The 21,802-nt window shown below is 41.9% G+C and carries 21 protein-coding genes and 1 tRNA gene; 8 read left to right on the forward strand and 14 right to left on the reverse strand.

Features of this window, described 5'->3' with window-relative positions; translation table 11 throughout:
- Positions 1-87 precede the first annotated feature (87 nt).
- Complete coding sequence (locus SNE25_RS03530) at positions 88-876, forward strand: DUF1835 domain-containing protein (RefSeq protein WP_321563710.1); 789 nt, start codon at positions 88-90, stop codon at positions 874-876.
- A 20-nt stretch (positions 877-896) separates the two neighbouring features.
- Here the strand turns inward: SNE25_RS03530 and SNE25_RS03535 are convergent, their stop codons facing one another.
- Complete coding sequence (locus SNE25_RS03535) at positions 897-2,459, reverse strand: glycoside hydrolase family 10 protein (protein WP_321563711.1); 1,563 nt, start codon at positions 2,457-2,459, stop codon at positions 897-899.
- A gap of 346 nt (positions 2,460-2,805) precedes the next feature.
- Between SNE25_RS03535 and SNE25_RS03540 the strand changes: the two genes are divergently transcribed.
- Positions 2,806-3,720 (forward strand): hypothetical protein, encoded by a 915-nt coding sequence (locus SNE25_RS03540; protein ID WP_321563712.1) that lies wholly within the window; start codon positions 2,806-2,808, stop codon positions 3,718-3,720.
- A gap of 293 nt (positions 3,721-4,013) precedes the next feature.
- On the opposite strand, the gene SNE25_RS03545 is transcribed toward SNE25_RS03540, so the two are convergent.
- From SNE25_RS03545 to SNE25_RS03595, 11 genes are all read right to left on the reverse strand, one after another.
- Complete coding sequence (locus SNE25_RS03545; protein WP_321563713.1) at positions 4,014-4,814, reverse strand: hypothetical protein; 801 nt, start codon at positions 4,812-4,814, stop codon at positions 4,014-4,016.
- A 22-nt stretch (positions 4,815-4,836) separates the two neighbouring features.
- The gene (locus SNE25_RS03550) at positions 4,837-5,337 is read right to left on the reverse strand and encodes a heavy-metal-associated domain-containing protein (protein ID WP_321563714.1); all 501 of its coding nucleotides are present in this window, start codon (positions 5,335-5,337) and stop codon (positions 4,837-4,839) included.
- 71 nt (positions 5,338-5,408) lie between these two features.
- Positions 5,409-5,795 (reverse strand): HYC_CC_PP family protein, encoded by a 387-nt coding sequence (locus SNE25_RS03555; protein ID WP_321563715.1) that lies wholly within the window; start codon positions 5,793-5,795, stop codon positions 5,409-5,411.
- A 142-nt stretch (positions 5,796-5,937) separates the two neighbouring features.
- A complete protein-coding gene (locus SNE25_RS03560) occupies positions 5,938-6,618 on the reverse strand; it encodes an OmpA family protein (RefSeq protein ID WP_321563716.1) in 681 nt (226 codons plus the stop codon).
- A 220-nt stretch (positions 6,619-6,838) separates the two neighbouring features.
- Positions 6,839-8,173: a sensor histidine kinase gene (locus tag SNE25_RS03565; RefSeq protein WP_321563717.1), complete on the reverse strand. Its 1,335-nt coding sequence runs from the start codon at positions 8,171-8,173 to the stop codon at positions 6,839-6,841.
- Positions 8,174-8,176: 3 nt separating this feature from the next.
- Positions 8,177-8,860 (reverse strand): response regulator transcription factor, encoded by a 684-nt coding sequence (locus tag SNE25_RS03570; protein WP_321563718.1) that lies wholly within the window; start codon positions 8,858-8,860, stop codon positions 8,177-8,179.
- Positions 8,861-8,864: 4 nt separating this feature from the next.
- Positions 8,865-9,734, reverse strand: a complete 870-nt coding sequence (locus SNE25_RS03575) for a hypothetical protein (RefSeq protein WP_321563719.1) — start codon at positions 9,732-9,734, stop codon at positions 8,865-8,867.
- Positions 9,735-9,764: 30 nt separating this feature from the next.
- The gene (locus SNE25_RS03580) at positions 9,765-10,109 is read right to left on the reverse strand and encodes a hypothetical protein (protein WP_321563720.1); all 345 of its coding nucleotides are present in this window, start codon (positions 10,107-10,109) and stop codon (positions 9,765-9,767) included.
- A 188-nt stretch (positions 10,110-10,297) separates the two neighbouring features.
- On the reverse strand, positions 10,298-11,245 hold the full coding sequence (locus tag SNE25_RS03585) for an FAD:protein FMN transferase (RefSeq protein WP_321563721.1): 948 nt from the start codon (positions 11,243-11,245) through the stop codon (positions 10,298-10,300).
- A gap of 309 nt (positions 11,246-11,554) precedes the next feature.
- A complete protein-coding gene (prfA, locus tag SNE25_RS03590; protein ID WP_321563722.1) occupies positions 11,555-12,628 on the reverse strand; it encodes a peptide chain release factor 1 in 1,074 nt (357 codons plus the stop codon).
- Between the two features lie 166 nt (positions 12,629-12,794).
- A complete protein-coding gene (locus SNE25_RS03595; protein ID WP_321563723.1) occupies positions 12,795-13,556 on the reverse strand; it encodes a UDP-2,3-diacylglucosamine diphosphatase in 762 nt (253 codons plus the stop codon).
- A 175-nt stretch (positions 13,557-13,731) separates the two neighbouring features.
- On the opposite strand from SNE25_RS03595, the gene SNE25_RS03600 reads away from it, so the two are divergent.
- Entirely contained in the window at positions 13,732-13,950 is a 219-nt protein-coding gene (locus SNE25_RS03600; protein WP_321563724.1) for a hypothetical protein, read from the forward strand.
- A gap of 12 nt (positions 13,951-13,962) precedes the next feature.
- Positions 13,963-14,307 (forward strand): hypothetical protein, encoded by a 345-nt coding sequence (locus SNE25_RS03605; RefSeq protein ID WP_321563725.1) that lies wholly within the window; start codon positions 13,963-13,965, stop codon positions 14,305-14,307.
- A gap of 64 nt (positions 14,308-14,371) precedes the next feature.
- Here SNE25_RS03605 and SNE25_RS03610 read toward each other — a convergent pair whose 3' ends face one another.
- Positions 14,372-15,124 (reverse strand): hypothetical protein, encoded by a 753-nt coding sequence (locus SNE25_RS03610; protein WP_321563726.1) that lies wholly within the window; start codon positions 15,122-15,124, stop codon positions 14,372-14,374.
- Positions 15,125-15,538: 414 nt separating this feature from the next.
- Here SNE25_RS03610 and SNE25_RS03615 point away from each other — a divergent pair, with 414 nt between their 5' ends.
- From SNE25_RS03615 to SNE25_RS03625, 3 genes are all read left to right on the forward strand, one after another.
- On the forward strand, positions 15,539-17,596 hold the full coding sequence (locus SNE25_RS03615; protein WP_321566201.1) for a prolyl oligopeptidase family serine peptidase: 2,058 nt from the start codon (positions 15,539-15,541) through the stop codon (positions 17,594-17,596).
- A 99-nt stretch (positions 17,597-17,695) separates the two neighbouring features.
- A complete protein-coding gene (locus SNE25_RS03620) occupies positions 17,696-18,466 on the forward strand; it encodes a GDSL-type esterase/lipase family protein (RefSeq protein ID WP_321563727.1) in 771 nt (256 codons plus the stop codon).
- 131 nt (positions 18,467-18,597) lie between these two features.
- Positions 18,598-20,862 (forward strand): Tex family protein, encoded by a 2,265-nt coding sequence (locus tag SNE25_RS03625; protein ID WP_321563728.1) that lies wholly within the window; start codon positions 18,598-18,600, stop codon positions 20,860-20,862.
- Positions 20,863-20,926: 64 nt separating this feature from the next.
- Here SNE25_RS03625 and SNE25_RS03630 read toward each other — a convergent pair whose 3' ends face one another.
- The gene (locus SNE25_RS03630; RefSeq protein WP_076373882.1) at positions 20,927-21,403 is read right to left on the reverse strand and encodes an Lrp/AsnC ligand binding domain-containing protein; all 477 of its coding nucleotides are present in this window, start codon (positions 21,401-21,403) and stop codon (positions 20,927-20,929) included.
- A 152-nt stretch (positions 21,404-21,555) separates the two neighbouring features.
- Here SNE25_RS03630 and SNE25_RS03635 point away from each other — a divergent pair.
- Positions 21,556-21,667: transfer RNA gene (locus SNE25_RS03635), tRNA-Asp, on the forward strand.
- Positions 21,668-21,802: the final 135 nt, after the last annotated feature.

Below are 21,802 nucleotides of genomic sequence, written 5' to 3' on the forward strand. Positions count from 1 at the left end.
GTTGAGGTAAAAAAGCGTGCTTTTTGTTAAATTTATTCCTCAGTCGGCAAATAAACCCGTTGTTTTGTTAATAATTACATTAATCCTATGAGTAAAATATTGCATATCCTTAATGGCGATTCCGCGTTATATGGCTTTAACCAAACCGGTTTAGATGGCGATGTGATGGTGTGGCGAGAAGTGCTTTCTGAAGGGCCGCTTCAGGAAAATATATTATCGGGCAGTTTTTGGAGCGCTCGTTCCAAGTGGATCACCCAAACATTTAATGAGGATCCTGAGGTTTATCAGCATAAAGTAATTGATGAACTGGGTAAACTCAACAGCGCTTATACAGAAATAAACCTGTGGTTCGAGTTTGATTTGCATTGCCAGGTAAATTTGCTGGGTGTGCTTAAAATGCTCAGTCAGAATATTGATATGTCTGCGCCCTCCATTTACCTCATTTGCCTTGCCGATTGTGTGCAGTTTAACTATGCCAAAGGTTTGGGCGAATTAAGCGGCGACCAGTTTGAAGAGTTATATGATGGCCGCGAACAGCTTAACCAATGGGAATTTGCTGTGGCTGCCGAAGCCTGGAGCCTATATGTAAATGGCGATGCGGCGGCATTGGAGAAGTGGCTTAATGAAAATAACTTTTGGGGCGGTATACCGCTGCTAAAACCAGCCTTAAAGGCACACCTGAAACGCCTTTCGGTGAATGCAGCCGGTTTAAATTATATTGAACAAAGATTGCTCGAAATTTATAACAGCGGCGCCAAAACCCGCGAGGCCATATTCATCATTTTTTGGGAATCGGAAAAAATATACGGCATGGGTGACTCAGAGATTGATATCTATCTAAACCGCCTCAAAGAAAAACAGCTCATTGCGCTTTAGGAGTGATAGACCAAAAAGGGTCAGGGTACCTTAACTGCAATGGCTGGAGATCGGTCGCTCTCGTTCTTTAACCTGTCTATCGCGGTTATGATGTATAAATAGGTTTTGCCCCTTTGTACGGTACTGTCCTCATAGGCTAAGTTGGTATTATACTGGATACGGAGGATATTTTTAGGGTTATCTATATTTATTTTATCCCCATCATCAAACCGGTATATGACATAGCCATACACGGGTTGCTCGTCCTTGGCCAGGGTAGGTACGGTCCATTTTAACTGTACATGGTTAAGCACGGCTTTGGCAGTTAAATCGCGCGGTACATTAGGTGCAATAGAATCGAGCCAGAGCATGGGTGGCGGTAGAGCCGGGTAACGGTAATAGTTTTCGCGCAGCGAATCGGTAAAGCCAAGCAGGTTATTGGTAAGCGAGTTGGAGCTAAAATAAACGCTGCCCTGTACCCTTGGGTTATCGCGCATTAATTTTATCTGGTCGGGAAGTTGCGCGGGGTTTTTAAAAGCCGGTATTTTACGCTCATTAATACGGTAGGCCGCCTGCCCGATGTATAGATGCCGGCCATAAGTATTGTCGCTCCACCAGCTAAGCAATTTTTCAAAATCGGCCGAGCGGTTACCTATTTGCCAGTAAAGCTGTGGATTTATATAATCTATCCAGCCTTCTTTTATCCATTTGCGCGTATCCGCGTAGTTTTCGTAATAAGATGAACCGCCACTGGTTTCAGAGCCTTCGTCATTTTGATATTTATTGGCCCATATTCCAAACGGACTAACGCCAAACTTAATATCGGGGTTGTGGGCATGTACGCTGTCGCCAATCATTTTTATCAGCACATCAACGTTATGCCTGCGCCAGTCTTTTATATCGTCATAACCTTCGCCGTATTTTTTAAATGTTTCTTCATCGTTTATTTTTTGCCCGGCAATGGGGTACGGATAAAAATAATCATCCATATGTACGCCATCTATGTCGTAATTATCAACAACGTCCAATATAACCTGCACAATATAATCGCGCACTTCGGGCAGGCCCGGGTTAAAGGTTTTAATGCCGCCATAAGTAAAAAACCACTCAGGCTTTATTTTAGTGATATGCTGTGGGCTAAGCGAACCAAAATTACCATCGAAAGTTGCGCGGTAAGGATTAAACCAGGCATGCAGCTCCATCCCGCGCTTGTGCGCTTCGGTGATGGCAAACTCTAACGGGTCATAAGCCGGACTTGGCGCTTGTCCCTGTTTTCCGGTTAAATATTTCGACCACGGCTCACGGCTTTTAGCATAAAATGCGTCGGCAGCGGGCCTTACCTGTAGCATTACGGCATTTATGCCTGTTTCCTGGTGAGAGTTTAATATATCAAGCAATTCCTGTTTTTGCCTGTCGGTTGTAAGTTTGGTGCTGGTTGGCCAGTCGATGTTTACTACTGTTGCTATCCATACACCCCGAAAATCGCGTTTAGGCTCGAATTTAAGCGGAGCAGGTTCAGTAACGGGTTCAGCCGGTTGGGCGTTTGCAGTTACAATGGTAAGCAGGGGGATAATCAGAAGTATAAAATGGCGTAATATATGCATTAACAGGAATTAATTAAAAGCTGCAAAGATATAAAACTCAAAACGTAGCAATTTTATTATGTACTATAAAATTTGCAGGTTTATTGTGATTTTGGCATATTGTGCTTATTTTTAACTATTGCCTAACATAAATTGTAAACCTATAATTCCATTTTAAATCATAATTTTAGTGTTTTAACGTTCAATATCGTTGAACCTAAAGTGCCGTTACAGGTAAAATACGGCTAAATGAATATGGCATTTAATATGTACATGCCGGTAAATTAAAAACAATAGTTAAATAGCTGCATTTTTTTAAAACAGCTTTGCTTTTTAACTGTATTAAAACATTAAACATTTAATTGCTATGGAAAATCAATCCGGTCAACCATCTAAGAAAAACTCGAACGTTATTTATTTCCTCATTGTGGTGGTACTGGCATTATTAGGTACCGATGTGTATTTGTATTTACAAAAAAACAAATCAGATACTAAAATTGTGTACCAGCATGATGAGCAAACACGCTTGCAAACCGAGCTTGACAGCCTGGAATCACAAATTGAACAGGTGAATGCTGGGAAAGCTAAATTATCGGCGGCAATGCAGGCTAAGAATGATTCGTTGACAGCAAAGATCAAAGTATTAAGATCTCAACTGGCCAAAGGAAAACTAACTAAAGCCGAGCTTGTAAAAGCTCAGGAAGATGTAAAACAACTGAGGTATTTTGTTACCAAATATACCGCCGATCTTGAAGAGCTGAAAAAGCAAAATCAATCACTTACAACAGAGCGGGATACCTTAAAAACTAACCTGGCTACGGTAGCCAAAAAGGCTGATACGCTTGCCAAGCAAAACGAAGATCTTGGCGCTAAGGTAAAGGTGGCGCAGGCGCTCAAGCTGGCCACGGCAAATGTAGTAGCCTATAAAATTAAAGGCAGCGGTAAAGAAGTTGACGTTACCCGAGCTAATCCGGCAAAAAAAATAAAGATCAATTTTACAGTTGCCAGCAATAGCATAGCTGAAAAGAGCATGCATGATGTTTATGTACGCATTATTGATCCAACCGGTAACCTGATAACTGCTGTTGACGGCGGAACTTTTAATGCCGATAACCAGGATTTGCAGTACACCTATAAAACATCAATTGATTTTAAAGATGACGGCAGCCAATACACTATTGATTGGGTAAATCCGAATCTTCCGTTCCAGAAAGGAACTTATACGGTATTGCTTTATGCCGATGGTGGTACCATGGGTAAAACAGGCTTTACACTTAAATAAGCTTGTAACACAAATTGTATGTATATAAAAGCCCTGTTCTGCATTTGCAGAACAGGGCTTTTTGTTATGGGAAGACTCACCCTGTCGTCGCTTCGCTCGACGTACCTCTCTACAGCTTCGCCGTAAAGAGGTAGTTAGGCATGTTCTAATATTACATTTGTCAATCCTGGGGAATGAAGGATCTGTTAGCGGACTATGCAACCGCAGTACAGATGCCTCACCCCGTTCAGCATGACAATTTTGTTTCCAGAACCCCCTTTACGGACGAGGTCAGATCGGGCAAGTTTAACATATTACAAATTGAAGAAATTATATTCCAACCGTATCAGGTACATGTTTTTGGTGTTACGAACCATGTCATTATAAAGCGGGGTACGGTATGAGAGATCGAGCCGGCAAACGCTGTTAAAAATGAATTGTACTGCCGGTGCCGCATCCAAATAGCTTTGCCCATGACCCGGATTAGTTTTACCCAGCAACTCGGCATACAGGTTGACATTAACCTGCTTGTAATCGCGATAGCTCCTTGGGAACAACAGGTAGCCTGCTGATAATGTATATGCTGCTGCATTACGGGCTTGTGACGCGGGCAGGCTATACCCACCACGATTATCAAAAGCACGCAGATAGCTTACCGAACCTGAAATGGCCAGTTTGTGCAAAAGCTGGGTGAATACCACGCCGCTTTGCAAACCCGAATTATCGCCTTCAAGGCTTATTTCCTGGTTGGGTAATGGGTTGTTAATACTTGATGCCTTTATAAAAAAAGCCCCGCGCAAGTGTTTTTGTACTGTATCTATTGATAAAAAGCGGTATTTGGCATATATACTGCCGCCTTCAAAATGCTTGTTACTGCTGTAATAATCGGACATATATAGCGAGCCGTGCACCATTAAATGCCGGTTAACACCATACATGGCTTCAAGGGTGCTGCGATTTTTATACTCGGGCTTAAAAAATCCCTGATTTTCTATGCGTAAACCCAGCGAGCCGGTGGCCATATTGCTGGCAGGTTCTGTATTTACATACAACTCCTGCGAAAATGCGGGGCATACCATAGCCATAAGGCAAATAGCCAATAAAATGATCTTCATGATAAATAATTTTTATGAAAACCTATATAGCTAAATGATAAATACGCCCGCTGGCCGGAGTGGTATCGGTAACCTGACCCAGGTATTTTTTTGAAACCGATTTTGGGGCAAAGCCATTATCAACTATGGTGAAGCTTACGCTGCCACTCAGTGTTTTATCAGTGGCGTTCAATAACCGGTAAGTGTCGCCTCCGTAGCTAAAGTAGTTGTCGGCTATTTTAGTGTTATCAAAGTTAAAGGTGGCCTTAAGGCTGTTTACCGAGAAGCCTGAACCCTGAACTTTTTTGCTGATCTGTTCAAAATTTACGGGTACATCATTTTTAAAGGTGATGAGGTATAAATTATGCATCAGGTCGGTTTTAATTTCGCTTACAAAAGGAAGTGAACGCAACGCTTTTTCGGTTGATTTTGCGCAAAGGGCGCAGGTAAGACCACTAACCTGCAGTTCGGCTTTGGTGAACTGGGCCTTTGCCGCGGTTATGGTAAAAAGAAATAGGAAGATGAATATTTTTATCGTTTTCATTTGATTTTAATTAATTGTTGGAAATAAACTTGCGGTAAGTTACCGGCTATTACACATGCAATTAATGACTATCAAATACGAAAGATGCAATTTTTAATAAACGTGGCAATGTTTTGCCAGGGTTTTCCGGGCGGTCCGCGCTCTAAAGAAACATCCGCAGATGATTGTTGCAGGGGGGCAAAGAATCCACTAAAAGACAGGCGCGGAATATCAAAACCGAATAATTTTGATAAGATAGATATGGGTTCTACCTGATGAGCATCCTTTACTTTGATCTGTATTTGCTTATCCTTACAGCATTTCATTTTGCCGCAGATTTGAGCCATTTTACCACTTACGGGTGGCGAATCAATTTTAACAGATGCTATTTGTGTACCGCAATAATGAAGATTAAGAGCAAAGCCCAGCACAGTAATTGTGTACAGCAGGGTTAATAATAGTGCTCCTGATCTTTTCATTGTATCACAAAAATAAGTTATTAACTTATTGATTACAAATTGTTTTGGATATTAATGATACCTGTGCCCAAAAAAAGCAATAAAAAAACCCGGCCCTCGCGGCTGGGTTTTAAATTAACTTTGATCTTTTTATTATATATTTTTATTGGGCAGATTGCTTAGCCTGCTGTTTCATTTGATCATTAGCAACAATTACTATTTCAACCCTGCGGTTTTGTGCACGTCCTGCAGTGGTTGTATTGTCTGCAATTGGTTCGGCTTCGCCTTTACCGCTGGTTGTTAAACGTGATGCGGCAACATTATCGGCAACAATGTATGATTTTACTGATTCGGCCCTTCTAACAGACAGATCCATGTTATGCGAATCGGACCCGGTGTCGTCCGTATGTCCAACAATTAAAATATTGGTATTTTGGTTTTTTTGTAATGAAGCAGCCAGGTTTTGCAAATTAGCCTGAGCAGCCGGTTTAAGATCAGATTTATCGGTATCAAATAATATACCTGAGTCAAATTTAACCAGGATACCTTCGCCTTCGCGGGTTACGGTTGCACCGGGTACTGTTTGTTTAATTTCAGCAGCTTGTCTGTCCATATTACGGCCAATAAATGCACCCGCAGTGCCACCTACAGCACCGCCTATTATTGCACCCAAAGCGGTATTACCAGCAGCTTTGCCAATAAAGGCACCTACTGTGCCGCCCGCACCTGCGCCAATTGCAGCTCCTTTTTGTGTTTTGGTTAGTGAATTACAGCTTGTACCTAAAATGCCTAAAGTGGCTAAGGCTAAACTTAGGGTGGCTACCTTAATTTTAAGAGTTTTCATATTAATTATGATATGTTTTATGAGATCGTTTGCAAAGCAAATGCCAAAAACAACGGTTATGCCTTAATGAATGGAATAGCTCACTATTGGTGTTTTTTTTTAATGTTAAGGAAAGTAATTTTCAGAATGGAAGAAGTAATTGGGGTATTGTTTTACAAAATGCCTTATTTTTAGTACAAGCAATGTAAAATTGTCGCTACAAAATGTCAGCCCGGCCGGCTTAATTAACTACAATTAATGTGGCTGGAAAAATAAGCTTAAAGGTACTGCCGGCACCCTTTTCTGATACTACTTCAATATCGATATTATGAAACTCGGCTATTGATTTTACAATAGGCAGACCCAGGCCAAAGCTATCCTGCTGTAATGATTGCCTGAATTTTTTAAAACGGTTAAATATGTAAGGTATAGCATCAGCATCGATCCCTATACCGTCATCGACAATGCTAATTATAAAGTTATCTTGCACGGCGGTGCCCGTTACTCTGATGTTCCCGCCCTCGTGGTTGTATTTAATGGCGTTGTTGATCAGGTTAAAAAATAAGTTAAAGAGCAAAAATTTGTTAATGTTTACCATATTCCAGTTATTTGGTATGGATATGTCATAACTGATGTTTTTTTCCTGCAGGCGGATGGAAATCTCGTCATATACGTCATGCAACAGTTCGGATACAGAAACCTTGTCTTCCTTTAAAAATTGTTCATTTTCAATTTGCGATATCAGCAACAGTGTTTTGGTGATGCTTTTTAGCCGGTTCAAAATTTTCTGCATTTCAAGCAACCGAACCTTAAGCTCATCGTTGATATCTTCCTCTTCAAACATGTTTTCAATTTTTGATTGAAGGATGGATATGGGGGTCATCAACTCATGCGAGGCGTTTGATATGAACTCTCGTTCTTTGTGGAATTTATCAGCAATGGTTTCTATCATTTTGTGAATACTGATATCGAGGTATTCAAAATCGGTAGTGGTGGTGCGCACTTTTCGGTAGGAGTTAAAGTTTGGAAATTTTTGCCCTACAAGTTTGGTCCTTATAATAAGCCGCAATGGTTTAAGCACATAATTGGAGTAAAACTGATCGGCCAGGATGGTGAGCATTATCATACCCAGCAACACTTGGAAAGCGATATTTTGCAGCGGGGTGCTGGTTTCGTCAAGCGTATCCACGCTCTTTCCTATCTCGAGCAGGTAATTTTTATTTTTAACCTTAAACGTATGACTCAATATCCGGTATTCGAGCGTATCGCCTTCGCTAAACAAACGCTTACCTAATTTAATAGTGTCTGAAAAGTAATCTGGGGCAACCTCATCCAAGCTTATATACTCATCTTTAAGCGGCAGGTAACTGCCATAGCTTTCCCCATTTTCAATATAGGCTTCTATTCCACGGTTTTTTACTATCTGTAGCAGCTTGTTTTTTTGTTTAATCAGCTTGCTGTCAACGTAATTGCTACTGATGTTCTTGATCAATACGGGTACAAGCAACACAAACAGTATCACGATTACCAATTTTGATATGGCATTAAAAAGCGTAAGTTTTGTTCTGAGTCTCAATACTTAAGCGTTGATCTTTATTTTATAACCAAGGCCCCTTACAGTTTCCAGCCAATCGGGCGGGGCAAAGGCGTTCAGTTTTTTACGTATATTTTTTATATGTGCGTCAATATAGTTGGAGTCGTAATCATTGTTTACAACACTGCCCCAAATGTGCTCACTGAGTTGCATGCGGGTTAAAGTCCTGTTCTTATGCAAAATGAGGTAAGCGATCAGGTCAAACTCTTTTTTGGTGATGGTATTTACAACACTGTTATAATAAGAAATGGTACGGTTGGTTAAATCAATTACAAAGCCGCCCAGTTCAATAATATTGTTTTTTACGCCAAACTTACGGCGTATAATAGCCTGCATACGGCTTTGCAGTTCCAGTAACGAAAATGGTTTGGGCAAATAATCATCCGCACCAAGATCAAGTCCTTTTATACGGTCAGTAATTTCAGTACGTGCGGTTAATATAATGCATGCTGCATCCGAATCCATTTTTTTAACTTCCTTCAGCAGGTCGAGCCCATCATAATCAGGCAGGCCAAGATCTATTAAAATGAAATCATACAGATTAATAGCTATTTTTTCTGATGCCGATGTGCCGTCAAAGCACACATCGCATACATAATTGTAATTGGTTAAAAATATTTCCAGCTCCTGTGCAAGTGCTTTTTCATCTTCTATAATCAATACATTCATTTGCTTAATAAAAGAGGTAGTAAAATGTAAAGTTAAAAAATGATTCGCGACGGTTTTCAAGTGTCCCCTCCACGTTAACCGGCATAGAATAGCGCCAGGAGGCTTCCAGCGTATAATGCGGCCTGTTATAAGCCACCGGAACTTTAAAGCTGTAATTGAGTATATTGAACCTCCGGTTTCTGCGGGCAGCGGCTGGGTCAATATGTTCTATGATGCTGGGTGGCAATACGTGCTGGTAGTGATGGTCAACCTCATAACGCTGTACAAAGTTTTGCGTACCCAATATCATATTAAATGATGGGTTAAACGATAGGTAATCCTGATCATCAAATATGCTAAAGCTGCTTTCAAAATATTTTGAATTGCTTATGGTAGTAAAAAAGTCGTTTGATTTGCCAAACAGATAATCAAGAATTACCGTGGTTTTAAGGATCTTCCAGTCATAAGCATTTTTTAAGTTTATGTCATTTGATGAAGCCGACTTAATAACGTTGGCATTTTTGTTGAAAATGAACCGCGTGTAACTGGCCGCTCCTGAAAATTGCTTTGAAAGTTTATAAAAATAACCACCGCCTACGTCAACTTCATCAACTGGGGCATAGCCTAAAACTTTTAACACCGAACCATATACAAACCAACCCGTTTTGCTGTTATAAATGGCGTCGCCTGTAAGGAAAGGATATTTGATTGGTCCTGTACGGCCAAAAAACAGCGCATCGCTGCCATAACTTACCCCTACAGAAACCGATCTTTTTCTGATGATGGTATCAGTATCTGAAACCAGCCGCCTGCCGGTAAAATGTTTCAGATCAATACCTGCAGCAAACAAGGCATTGCTGCCGGCAACAAAAAAAAGTAAGCAAAGGTACTTCATCAATAATTGGTAAATTGTTTGTTAACCTGTTTAATTGCCATTTCTTCTGGGTATTTCGGGCGGCCGCTCCAAACCTTCTGGCCGTCGTTGTCTTTTCGGTTTTGGTTTGGGAACCACCGGTACCCCCGATTCATCAACTTTTTCTGGTTTGGCCTGTTTTTTTGCCTTCGCTACCTCTTTAACTTTATTTTTTTCGTCCTGTTCGCGCTGTTTTTTTGATGTTGTAGTATCGCTTAAAACTTTATTATAGCCTGGGGGCGGTGCAGCTATCGTTTTGTTATAAGCAGGATCAAATTTACCGCTTTTAACGTTTGCAAATAATAAACATGGTGCAAATATTAATACAAGGACAATATACGCAAACCACTTTATCATTGAGGGGAAGAAAAACTTAAAATTATTTTCAAATATCAGTCAATTTAAACAGTTTTAACCTAAGGGGATGGGTACTGTTAACAACAAATTCATTTACCTGGGTGTTTGAGCATAAGTATCCAGGTAAATGAACGTTGAATTGCAGGTTAGCCGGAGTGATTATGATACGTTTAAATATAGATACTGTATCAGATACTAACGTCTTTTGATGTATAAACACGATTTTGATCGTCTATAATAATACAGGCAATTTGGTTTAGCTGATTTATTAGGTATAAACCCGCGTTAACGCCAATGTTAATTACCGGCGATGCCATCGCATCTGATAATTCGGCAGTTGGGCTAATGATGCTTACGCTTGTAATTTCACTTACCGGGAAGCCTTTTTTGGCAGCCATTACACTTACAAATTTCTTGTTGCTAATGCTTGCGTATTTTTCGGCATTAACCGATGTAGCAAAAGCCATGTTACTGATATCCAAATGAGCAAATGGTTGTTTGCTTTGTTCCGGATCGGCAGCAGCAACTGTCCAGGGTTTCATATTCGGTTGTGTACCCCAGGTAAGCAAATCGCCACCCGCGTTAATAACACCACTGCTTGCGCCGTTCATTTGTAAAACATACTTGGCCCTGTCGGCAGCATAACCTTTGCTATTGGCACCAAAGCCAATACGCATTCCTTTTTCCTTTAAAAAAACGGTTTGTTTGGCGGGATCAAGCGTAACATTTTTATAATTGGTAAGCATTACCGGTGAAGGCGCTATTTTAACATCTGCGTTTTCGGCAAGGGCGGCATCGTCGCCAGTGTAGCCCGTACCCGCAAAATAAGTAACATCAAATGCGCCATGCGTAAGCTCTGATATTTGCAGAGCCCTGTCAATAAGCCTGAAAATTTCGGGGTTAGCTTTTACGGGTTCAATACCTGCGTTGCGGTTGATCTGATTAATATTACTGTCTTCGCTAAAGGTTGATAGTAACCTTTCAACCCGGTTAATTTCATTGATGGCAATGTTAATTTGTTCATCGGCCAGTAAAGGATCGGTCCCAACTACACTAATTTCAAATTTATCACCCATTAAACGTATTTCACGCCTGAAAGTGGTTAAATTATTGGTTAAAGTTTTTACAGCCAGCATAAATAAAATTTTATTATCGTCAAAAAAATAAACAGTGATGTAATACTTAAAAAACAATACGAATGCAGTAACAAAAATGCTACACCACCATTGCTATAAAAACTAAAGTAGCCCCCTTATATGAAAATAAGATGAAAAAGGCGTTGTAATTACAATAAAACTGATAATTTTACAATTTTTAACAATTGACTTACAGTAAGTTAAGGGCGCCAGTCCGGGCGTTGTAAAAAACGATAAAAAATAAAGGGAGATACTATCCGGCGGATAAAATCTCCCTCTATGAAATTATTTGAGAGGTAATTGAAGTTATTAAACTACTGTTCCTTCTTTTAACTTTTCGGCATTTTCGGCAAATTGCAACGATTCCAGTATTTCCTGGAGATCACCGTTAAGTACGCCCGGCAAGTTATATATAGTAAGCCCGATACGGTGTTCGGTTAGGCGGCCTTGCGGGTAGTTATAGGTACGTACCTTGGCCGAACGGTCGCCGGTTGAAACCATTGTTTTACGCTTTTTAGATGTTTCTTCCAGGTGCTTTTGCAACTCCATTTCATAAACCCTTGAGCGTAATACCTGTAAAGCCTTGTCGTAGTTTTTTAACTGCGATTTCTGATCCTGACATTGCGCTACAATACCGGTAGGGATGTGCGTTAACCTAACAGCAGAATAAGTAGTGTTTACAGATTGACCACCCGGACCGGATGCGCAGAAAAGATCTTTACGGATATCACTTACCTGCAGGTCAATGTCAAATTCATCAACTTCCGGTAGTACCACCACCGATGCGGCCGATGTATGCACCCTGCCCTGGGTTTCGGTATCAGGTACACGTTGTACACGATGCACCCCCGATTCATATTTTAACGTACCATAAGCATCTTCGGCCGTTACATTAAATACAATTTCCTTGTAGCCGCCGCTTGTTCCTTCAGTATAATCAACCAGTTCAGTTCTCCAGCCGCGTTTTTCGCAATAACGCATGTACATGCGGTAAAGGTCGCCTGCAAATAGGGCCGCTTCATCGCCGCCGGTACCGCCACGGATCTCTACTATGGCATTTTTGCTGTCTTCCGGATCTTTCGGGATCAGCATTAAACGAATCTCCTCTTCCTTTTCTTCGCGCTGGGTCAGCAGTTCATCCAGTTCGGTTTTTGCCATTTCACGAAATTCTTCATCCTTTTCGGTAGCCAGAATTTCTTTATTGGTTTCGATGTTGCTCACTATGTTGCGATAAATGTGGTACTCATCAACAATTTTGGCAAGATCCTTATATTCTTTATTTAACTGGGCAAAGCGTTTCATGTCCGTCATTACTTCGGGATTGCTTAATTCGCCTTCTACGCTCTTCCAGCGTTGAAATATCAGTTCTAATTTCTCTAACATATGTTCTATTCAATGGCCTTTACAGCTGTGTGTTTATCATTATCCGGCTAAGAAAGTGTTAAATTTCGGTCGGTTTATGGACATGCCCTAAAAAGCCCACAAAAATACGCATTTTCGGGCATATATAGTTCAGCGTATTGTAAGTTCTGAATGATAAGGTGCGGAACTAAGCTATAGGTTTATCCCCAAAACTCTTTAACAAAAGCGTATTGCCATCAAACTCGGCATAAGTGCTGTAATTTACCCACTCGCCCAGGTTTATGTAACGGCTGTTTGGGTTTAGTTCAATATCAAGTGGTAAATGCCGATGGCCAAAAACAAGATAATCGTAAAAATTCCTTTGTAATTCCTCCTTGCAAAATGTAACCAGCCATTCCTGTTCACCGGGTTTAGGGTTATCTTTTTTCTGGTTGCTGATGCGACTGTGGGTAGACCAGTAATTGGCTATACCCACACCTAAATTGGGATGTACGCGTGCAAAAAGCCACTGGCAAAACCGGCTGCGAAAAAAGTTCTTCAAAACCTTATAAAACTCATCGCCGGGGCCAAGGCCATCGCCATGGTGCAGGAAAAACTTTTTACCGCCCCGTTCTATTTTTAATTCATTGCTGATGATGGTGGCACCCAGCTCTTTTTCAAAATAGTCGAACATCCACATATCGTGGTTGCCTTTAAAAAGGTATAGTTTTACACCTGCATCGGTAAGTTCGGCCAGTTTCCCTAAAAAGCGGATATAGCCCTTAGGTACCACAGTTTTATATTCAAACCAAAAATCAAATACATCGCCCATCAAAAACAGTTCGGCGGCATCGGTTTTTATGCTGTCGAGCCAGCTCACTATCCTGTCTTCGCGTTTGCGGCTTTCGGCGTAGCCGCCGGTGCCTAAGTGAAAATCAGAGGCGAAGTAAAGTTTTTTACGGGTTGACATATCGGGCAAAAATACATTTTAACCACGAAAGGAGAAAGGGTAGCGTTATTGGTATGAGTTTAAAGCGTCACAGGTGTATTTTAAACAACCAATGTTCATAAATACTAACGGTGTTTGGGGTAAGGTATTGGTTAACAATTTGTAAACATTCGCCCGGTATATTTGTAATGATTTTATGGGCAATAAGCTGGTATTTGAACAGGAGCTTAACGGAAACATCAGACAAGTGAGCATAACAAAAGCCGATGACGACAGCTATGTTGTTAACCTTGAAGACGTGGCAACGGCTGGTATTCGTAATCTGGACAACTGCTGGCAACAGATACATGGTGGCAAACTGCCGCAACACTTTATTGATGAATTGGGCAAACACATAGAATCAGCTAAATTTTAATCAATTACGCTAATGAAAAAAGTATTACTTGCTACAATGATGTTGTTTGCTTTTGCCGGCGCCGCTAATGCGCAGCACACTTTTAACGCAATCGATTTTAAAAACAACCTCGGCAAAACCGGTACACTTTGCGATACTGTGTACTCGCTGAAAATTGTAAACGACACGCTTACCTTGCTAAACATGGGTGCGGCTTATCCCCGTCAAAAATATACCATAGCGGTGAAGGGCAATAAGACCACTCTCGATTTGCCGCACATTAAAGGCAAACAGGTTTGTATAACGGGGGTTTTTGAAATGTTTAAAGATCAGCCCGAAGTTGTAGCCAGCCAGCCCGAGCAGTTTGAAGTACATTAAAGCAAAAGGCACCTGTAAAACAGGAGCCTTTTGCTATTGCCGATAAACAAACGGGTTCTTTTAATTAAAACTCTTTCAGTAAGCCAAATACCAGTTGGCCTTCTGTCATAGGTTGTTTGGTAACTATACGGCCCAGGTTGCTGGTGCGGCCTGTGGTTGTAATATTGGGTCCTTTTGAGTCAATATAATTTCCTTTTAGCAATAAACCCCAGCCGGCGCCCATGTTAAATTTAAGGGCCGCGCTTCCGCCATAGGCAAATGCTGTTCCTTTTGAGCTTTCTTGTGTAAAAGTTGCGGTTTGTGCCTTAACACCGTCAATAGCTACGGCAATACTTGGGGTAGCCCTGTTTTTAATAATACCTGCAGATGCCCTTAGGTCAAAGCTAAAGCGGTGATATACAAAGGTGTATTGCGGACCAAGCAAAATGTTATAGCTCCTGTAACGTTTATCGGCAGTAACGGTTGAACCATCCGCTTTAAAATCATCAGTATAACCTTGTGAAATCTTTTGGTCATCATCATAAGTTAAATTACCCTGGTCTTGTTTTGATATGGTATAACCTATGGCAAAATGTTTATAAAAGTAAACAGCCCCATCAATACCCAATACCAAACCATTTTTCGCGAAGCCTGATTTGGGATTGCTGTAATCGGTTTTTTTAAAATCCCCGTATGCCCTTGACTGGCCGCCGAATATACTGATGTAACTTTTAAGCTTTGCAGGTGCGTCGCCGTCGCTATCAGCATCCTGGGCCCGGGAGTTAAACGCTATCAGCATAAAAAAGGCTGCCGTAAGTAATGTAAAGGTTTGTTTCATGTTGTAATATTGTACAAATAAATGTTATATGGTTTGCCGGTTACCCTGTTTATTTGGTTTAGCAAACGTGTAAAAAAAAGCATTATTATCAATAAAGGCCGCATATATTAAAATACAATTGTAAATAAATAATTACGCCTGGGCCTGTTGCTAAAGTATCCGGCCGTTAAATAGCAGGTATTTCGGCTAAATGCTTATTTTTCATAATCGGGGGCTAATATAGCTTGCCCCGTTCAATTAAACAGCAGAAAAGGCCAAAATTAACAACTTTTAACCTTTTAATATGGCAAATGGCTTGTAGCCTTTATACTCAAATCCCTATCTTAGTTTTTTGCAATCTAAATCAACATGAAACGAACTACCTGTTTATTTGCATTAGCTGTTTTATTTTGCAGCTATATCCACGCACAACAAATGACTATAAAAGCACTATCCTATCCGCAAACAAAAAAAGTTGATACCGTTGATACCTATTTTGGCACGCAAGTGCCCGACCCATACCGCTGGTTGGAGAATGACCAGGCTCCTGATACCAAGGAATGGGTAAAAGAGGAAAATAAAGTTACCCAAAACTACCTGGGTCAGATTCCGTACCGCGAGGAGATGCGCAAACGGCTGGAAACCTTATGGAATTACGAAAAGTACAGCGCTCCTTTTAAAGAAGGTAAATACACCTATTTTTATAAGAACGACGGTTTGCAAAGCCAATCGGTTTTATACCGCCAGGTTGGCGATAACGGCACCCCGGAAATATTTTTAGATCCCAACAAATTCTCGGCCGACGGCACTACCTCCCTGCAGGGAATTGATTTTACTAAAGATGGCGACATGGCCGCTTACCAGATATCTGAAGGCGGATCTGACTGGCGCAAGGTAATTGTAATAAAAACCGACGATAAAAGCGTAGTTGGCGATACCCTTACCGATATAAAATTCAGCGGACTGGCCTGGAAAGGCACTGACGGATTTTACTACAGCAGCTATGATAAACCGACAGCAGGCAGCCAGTTATCGGGCATGACGCAGTACCATAAACTGTACTACCATAAGTTGGGCACACCGCAAAGTACCGATAAGCTGATTTTTGGCGGCGACAAAACACCACGCCGGTACATCGGCGCTTACCTTACCGAAGACGAGCGCTTCCTGGTGATCACCGCGGCCACCTCAACCACCGGGAACGAACTGTATATACAGGATTTGAACCAGCCCGGCAGCAGTATAGTTAACGTAGTTGATAATTTTGATAATGAACACGCCATATTGGATAATGTTGGCAGCAAGCTGTACATATTAACCAATATATATTCTCCCAACTTTAAAATTGTTACGGTCGATGCTTCTACTCCAACTGTAACGCACTGGAAAAACCTTATCCCTGAAACCAAAAATGTACTCACCGCCAGTACCGGCGGCGGCAAAATTTTTGCGGAATACCTTCAAGATGCTACTTCATTTGTACAGCAATATGATATGAACGGTAAACTGGAGCGTACCATTGCGCTGCCATCAGTTGGTACAGCGGCAGGTTTTGGTACAAAAAAGGAGGAAAAAGAAACTTATTATACTTTCACCAGCTATGTATACCCACCAACTATCTTTAAGCTGGATATAGCCAGCGGCAGATCAACAGTCTATAAAAAATCGAACGTAAAGTTTGATCTGGAGCAGTATGAGTCAAAGCAGGTGTTTTATACATCAAAGGACAAAACAAAAATTCCGATGATTATTACCTATAAGAAAGGTACGGTACTTAATGGCGAAAACCCGACTTTGCTGTATGCTTATGGTGGTTTTGGTGTTAGTTTAACCCCTGCTTTCAGTACGTCGAACATTATATTGCTGGAGCACGGCGGCATTTACGCGGTACCCAACCTGCGTGGTGGTGGTGAGTATGGAGAAACCTGGCACCGCAAAGGTATCAAAATGAAAAAGCAAAACGTGTTTGACGATTTCATAGCCGCCGCCGAATACCTCATCAAAAATAAATATACGTCTAAAGAGAAACTGGCTGTTTCGGGCGGTTCAAATGGCGGTTTGCTCATAGGCGCCATGCTTACCCAGCGACCAGATCTGTTTAAGGTGGCTTTCCCGGCTGTGGGTGTTATGGATATGCTGCGCTATAATAAATTTACCGCAGGCGCAGGCTGGAGCTATGATTATGGTACCGCCGAAGATTCTAAAGAAATGTTCGAATATCTGTATAACTATTCGCCATACCATGCCTTAAAGCCAAACCAGTACCCCGCTACCATGGTTACTACTGCCGATCATGACGACCGCGTGGTACCCGCGCACTCCTTTAAGTTTGGTGCACGCCTGCAGGAATATCAAAAAGGCACCGCCCCAACAATAATTCGTATTGAGACCAAGGCAGGCCATGGCGCGGGCCAGAGTACCGCGCAGGTAATAAGCGGCCAGGTTGATAAATGGGCATTCATGTTCTGGAACATGGGAGTGAAATGGAAGTAGCATTTGGAATATTATTGAAAATAATGAAGATTGTGGGATTCCCCTCTCAAGAGTGGAACTGAAAATATAAACCTTATATAACACTATTTAAATAAATTTATGAAACCATACCTTACCCTTGTAGTTGCATTATTAATCAGTATCTCTTCTTTTGGTCAAACAAAAAAGCCAAATCTTAATGTTGTTTTTATCGGCAACAGTATAACACAGGGAGTGCAGTTACAAGACCCGGCTACCGAAGCTCCGCCGGCTACAGCTATAGCCTGGTTGCGTCAGCAAAAGAACCTGGGTACGGTTGAGTTTAGCAACCAGGGCCACAGCGGTTACACCACGCTCGACTTTTTGCCCGGTACAGGCACTTTTGCCAGGGTAGAAGACGCGGCCAATGCTTTTACCGATAAGGATGCCTTGCTTATATTCTCGATGAAACTGGGCACTAATGACAGCGCCATACATGGTCCGCATGGTGCCCCTGTATCACCCGAAAACTATATCAAAAACGTAAAAAGTATTGTAGATAAACTGCTGGCCGATTTCCCTAAAGCTATCATTATATTACAGCACCCTATATGGTACAGTAACAACACCTATAATGGTTCTATGTACTTGCAGGAAGGCCTGTCAAGGTTGGAAAGCTATGTGCCTAAGCTGGATAGCCTGGTTGCCAACTATGGCACAACCAATCCCAGCCATGTTTTTGTGGGCGATACAAAAGCGTTCAACTATTTCAGGAAACATCACCCAACCGAGCTGATCCCGGAAAAAGGTAAGCAGGGCACATTTTATCTGCATCCCAACAAAAAAGGCGCTGTATCGCTTGGCGAGTTTTGGGGCAGGGCGATTGAACGGGTAGTGAAACAATTGAAATAAGTAAATAAAGATGTCCTCCTGAACTTGTTTCAGGATCTCTCCGACATGACAGCAGCTTAATCTCTATTCTTTTACAAACCATTTTTGCTTTTTAGCCGGAGAGTGCCCAACTTCGCAGTCCAAAATTTACTATGATAACTCATTATAAAAAAATAGCCCAGGAGCTTTCCATCTCCGAAAAGCAAGTTAGCGCCACAGTTGAGCTGCTTGATGAGGGCGCTACCGTTCCGTTTATTTCCCGCTACCGTAAAGAAGTTACCGGTACGCTTGATGAAGTGCAGGTGACCGAGATCCGCGACCGCGTACAGCAATTGCGCGACCTGGATAAACGCCGTGAGGCCATCCTGAAATCGCTAACCGACATGGGCAAACTTACGCCTGAACTGGAAAGGCAGATCAACGAGGCCGAAACCATGGTGCTGCTGGAAGATATTTACCTACCTTATCGCCCAAAACGCAAAACCCGCGCCACTACAGCTCGTGAAAAAGGCCTGCAGCCACTGGCCGATTTGGTACTGGAACAAAACAAAATTGATCTGGAAACCGCTGCCGAAGCATATATTGATGCTGAAAAAGGGGTGAATAGCGTTGAAGAGGCATTGGGCGGTGCAAGGGATATCATTGCCGAAACCGTTAGCGAAAATGCCGAAGTACGTACCCGCATCCGCGAATTATTTATTGAAAAGGGAACTTTTCAGTCGAAAGTGGTTGACGGAAAGGAAGTAGAAGGCATAAAATATAAAGATTACTTTGATTGGTCGGAGCCGGTAAAATCTGCGCCATCGCACCGGATACTGGCCATGCGCCGCGGCGAAAAGGAGGAAATTTTGTGGCTGGATATTAAGCCTGAGGAAGAAGAAGCTATTGCTATACTGGAAGACACCTTTATTAAAGGCAATAACTCAGCGGCCGATCAGGTAAAGCAAGCCATTGCCGACGGATATAAACGTTTGTTAAAACCATCCATGGAAACAGAGGTGCGCCTGTTCACTAAAAAGAAAGCTGACGAAGAAGCCATCCGTGTTTTTGCTGAGAACGCCCGCCAGCTTTTATTGAGTGCTCCGCTTGGTCAGAAAAGAGTGATGGCCATTGACCCGGGTTTCCGCACGGGCTGTAAACTGGTTTGTCTGGATGAGCAGGGGAAATTGCTGGAAAATACCGCTATTTATCCACATACCGGAGCCGGGCAGGCGCGTGAGGCCGAAAAAACAGTTCAGCATTTATTCGAAAAATATAATATTGAAGCCATTGCCATAGGCAACGGTACGGCGGGCCGCGAAACAGAACTATTTGTGCGCAACCTGAATTTACCGGGCGTAACTATTGTAATGGTGAACGAAAGCGGGGCTTCTATTTACTCAGCATCTGAAGTGGCAAGGGATGAATTTCCGGATAAGGATATTACGGTAAGAGGCGCGGTATCTATCGGCAGAAGGCTGATGGATCCGCTTGCCGAACTGGTAAAGATCGACCCTAAATCAATAGGTGTAGGACAGTACCAACACGATGTTGATCAGAACAAACTGCAAACCTCGTTAGATGATACTGTAATGAGCTGCGTAAACGCCGTTGGGGTTGAATTGAATACCGCATCCAAACAAATACTGGCCTATGTGTCGGGACTTGGGCCGCAGCTGGCGCAAAACATTGTAGAATACCGTGATCAGAACGGTGCCTTTAAACGCCGCGATCAGTTGAAAAAAGTACCCCGCCTGGGCGATAAGGCATTTGAGCAGGCTGCCGGATTTTTACGCATACACCAGGCCGAAAACCCGCTTGATTCAAGCGCGGTACACCCTGAGCGTTATGGTTTGCTGGAGCAGATAGCTAAAGACATGAGCTGTACAGTTAAAGACCTGATGAGCAATGCGCCTTTACGTAAAAGCATTCCATTACAAAAATATACTTCTGAAACGGTGGGCTTGCCTACGCTTAATGATATTATGGCCGAGCTGGCTAAACCGGGCCGCGATCCGCGTGAACAGTTTGAAGCTTTTAGTTTTACCGAAGGGGTAAATTCCATTGGCGATCTTAAGGTAGGAATGAAGCTGCCGGGCATTATTACCAACATTACTAATTTTGGTGCATTTGTTGATATCGGGGTTCACCAGGATGGGCTGGTACACCTAAGCCAGATTACCAACAGGTATATTAAAGACCCTAATGAGGTACTTAAAGTACACCAGAAGGTAGAGGTTACCGTTACCGAAGTTGACGTGAACCGCAAACGCATCGCCTTATCAATGAAAGAGAACGATAAAAGCGCTCCGAATGAAAGAAGAAATGATGACAGGAGACCGGCCGGTAACAAACCTGTTTATAACAAAAAGCCCGAACAGCAGCCTGAAACGGATATTGCTATAAAACTGGCTGCTTTAAAGAATAAGTTTAAGTAGGGGCGTGGCTGTCATCCTTAAACAATAGGGATGACAGCCCCTTATCTTATTTTTAAAGTAAAGTTTATTCCAAAGTAATTTGCCTCCTGATGCTTTCTTCCAATGATATGAAGGTTTCAGTACGTTGTATCCCTTTAACACCTTGTATCTGCTCGTTCAAAACTTCGCGCAGGTGAGTGGTGTCATGGCATACAATTTTGGCAAAAATGCTCCATTCGCCGGTAGTATAATGCAGCTCTACAATCTCTTTGATTGTTTTTAGTTGTTTAACCGCTTCATTATACTGCGAGCCTTTTTCAAGGTATATACCCAGGAACGCTGTAATGTCATACCCTAATTTTTGAGGATCTACTTCCAGACTGGCCCCTTTAATTACACCCATCTCTTCCAACTTTTTCATTCTCACGTGTATGGTTCCGCCAGAAACGATTAACTCTTTAGCTATCTCCGTGTACGGAGTGGTCGCATTTTTCATTAATATTGATAAAATCTGAATATCAAGATTATCAATTTCTAAATTTTGAGCTTTTCTGTGGGACATAAATTTGAATATCTATATTGAAATACAAGTTTAATTAAAATTTGAATAAAAATAAAATATTTTTGTTGAAATATTTGCAAGGAATTGATAGGTCTATTAAATTTGTATCAAGCAATTGACAAATGCCTATCGTTCTTTAAACAAAAAAACAATGTTGGGTGGTGAAATTTTTGGCAGACACACCTCCTTGTCCCGGTGGCGGAGATCCTGGAAAACCCGAAGCGGGCTAACCACTCTGTGAAGGTTCGAATCCTTCCCCAACAGCTATTAAGTTCAAAGCTTAATTACAATCCTGTAGGATGGTGAAATTTTTGGCAGACACACCTCCTTGTCGCGGTGGCGGAGAAATTGGGAAACTTTCAGCAATGAAAATAACCACTCCGTGAAGGTTCGACTCCT

Source organism: Mucilaginibacter sabulilitoris (genome assembly GCF_034262375.1).
Taxonomy (GTDB): Bacteria; Bacteroidota; Bacteroidia; order Sphingobacteriales; family Sphingobacteriaceae; genus Mucilaginibacter; species Mucilaginibacter sabulilitoris.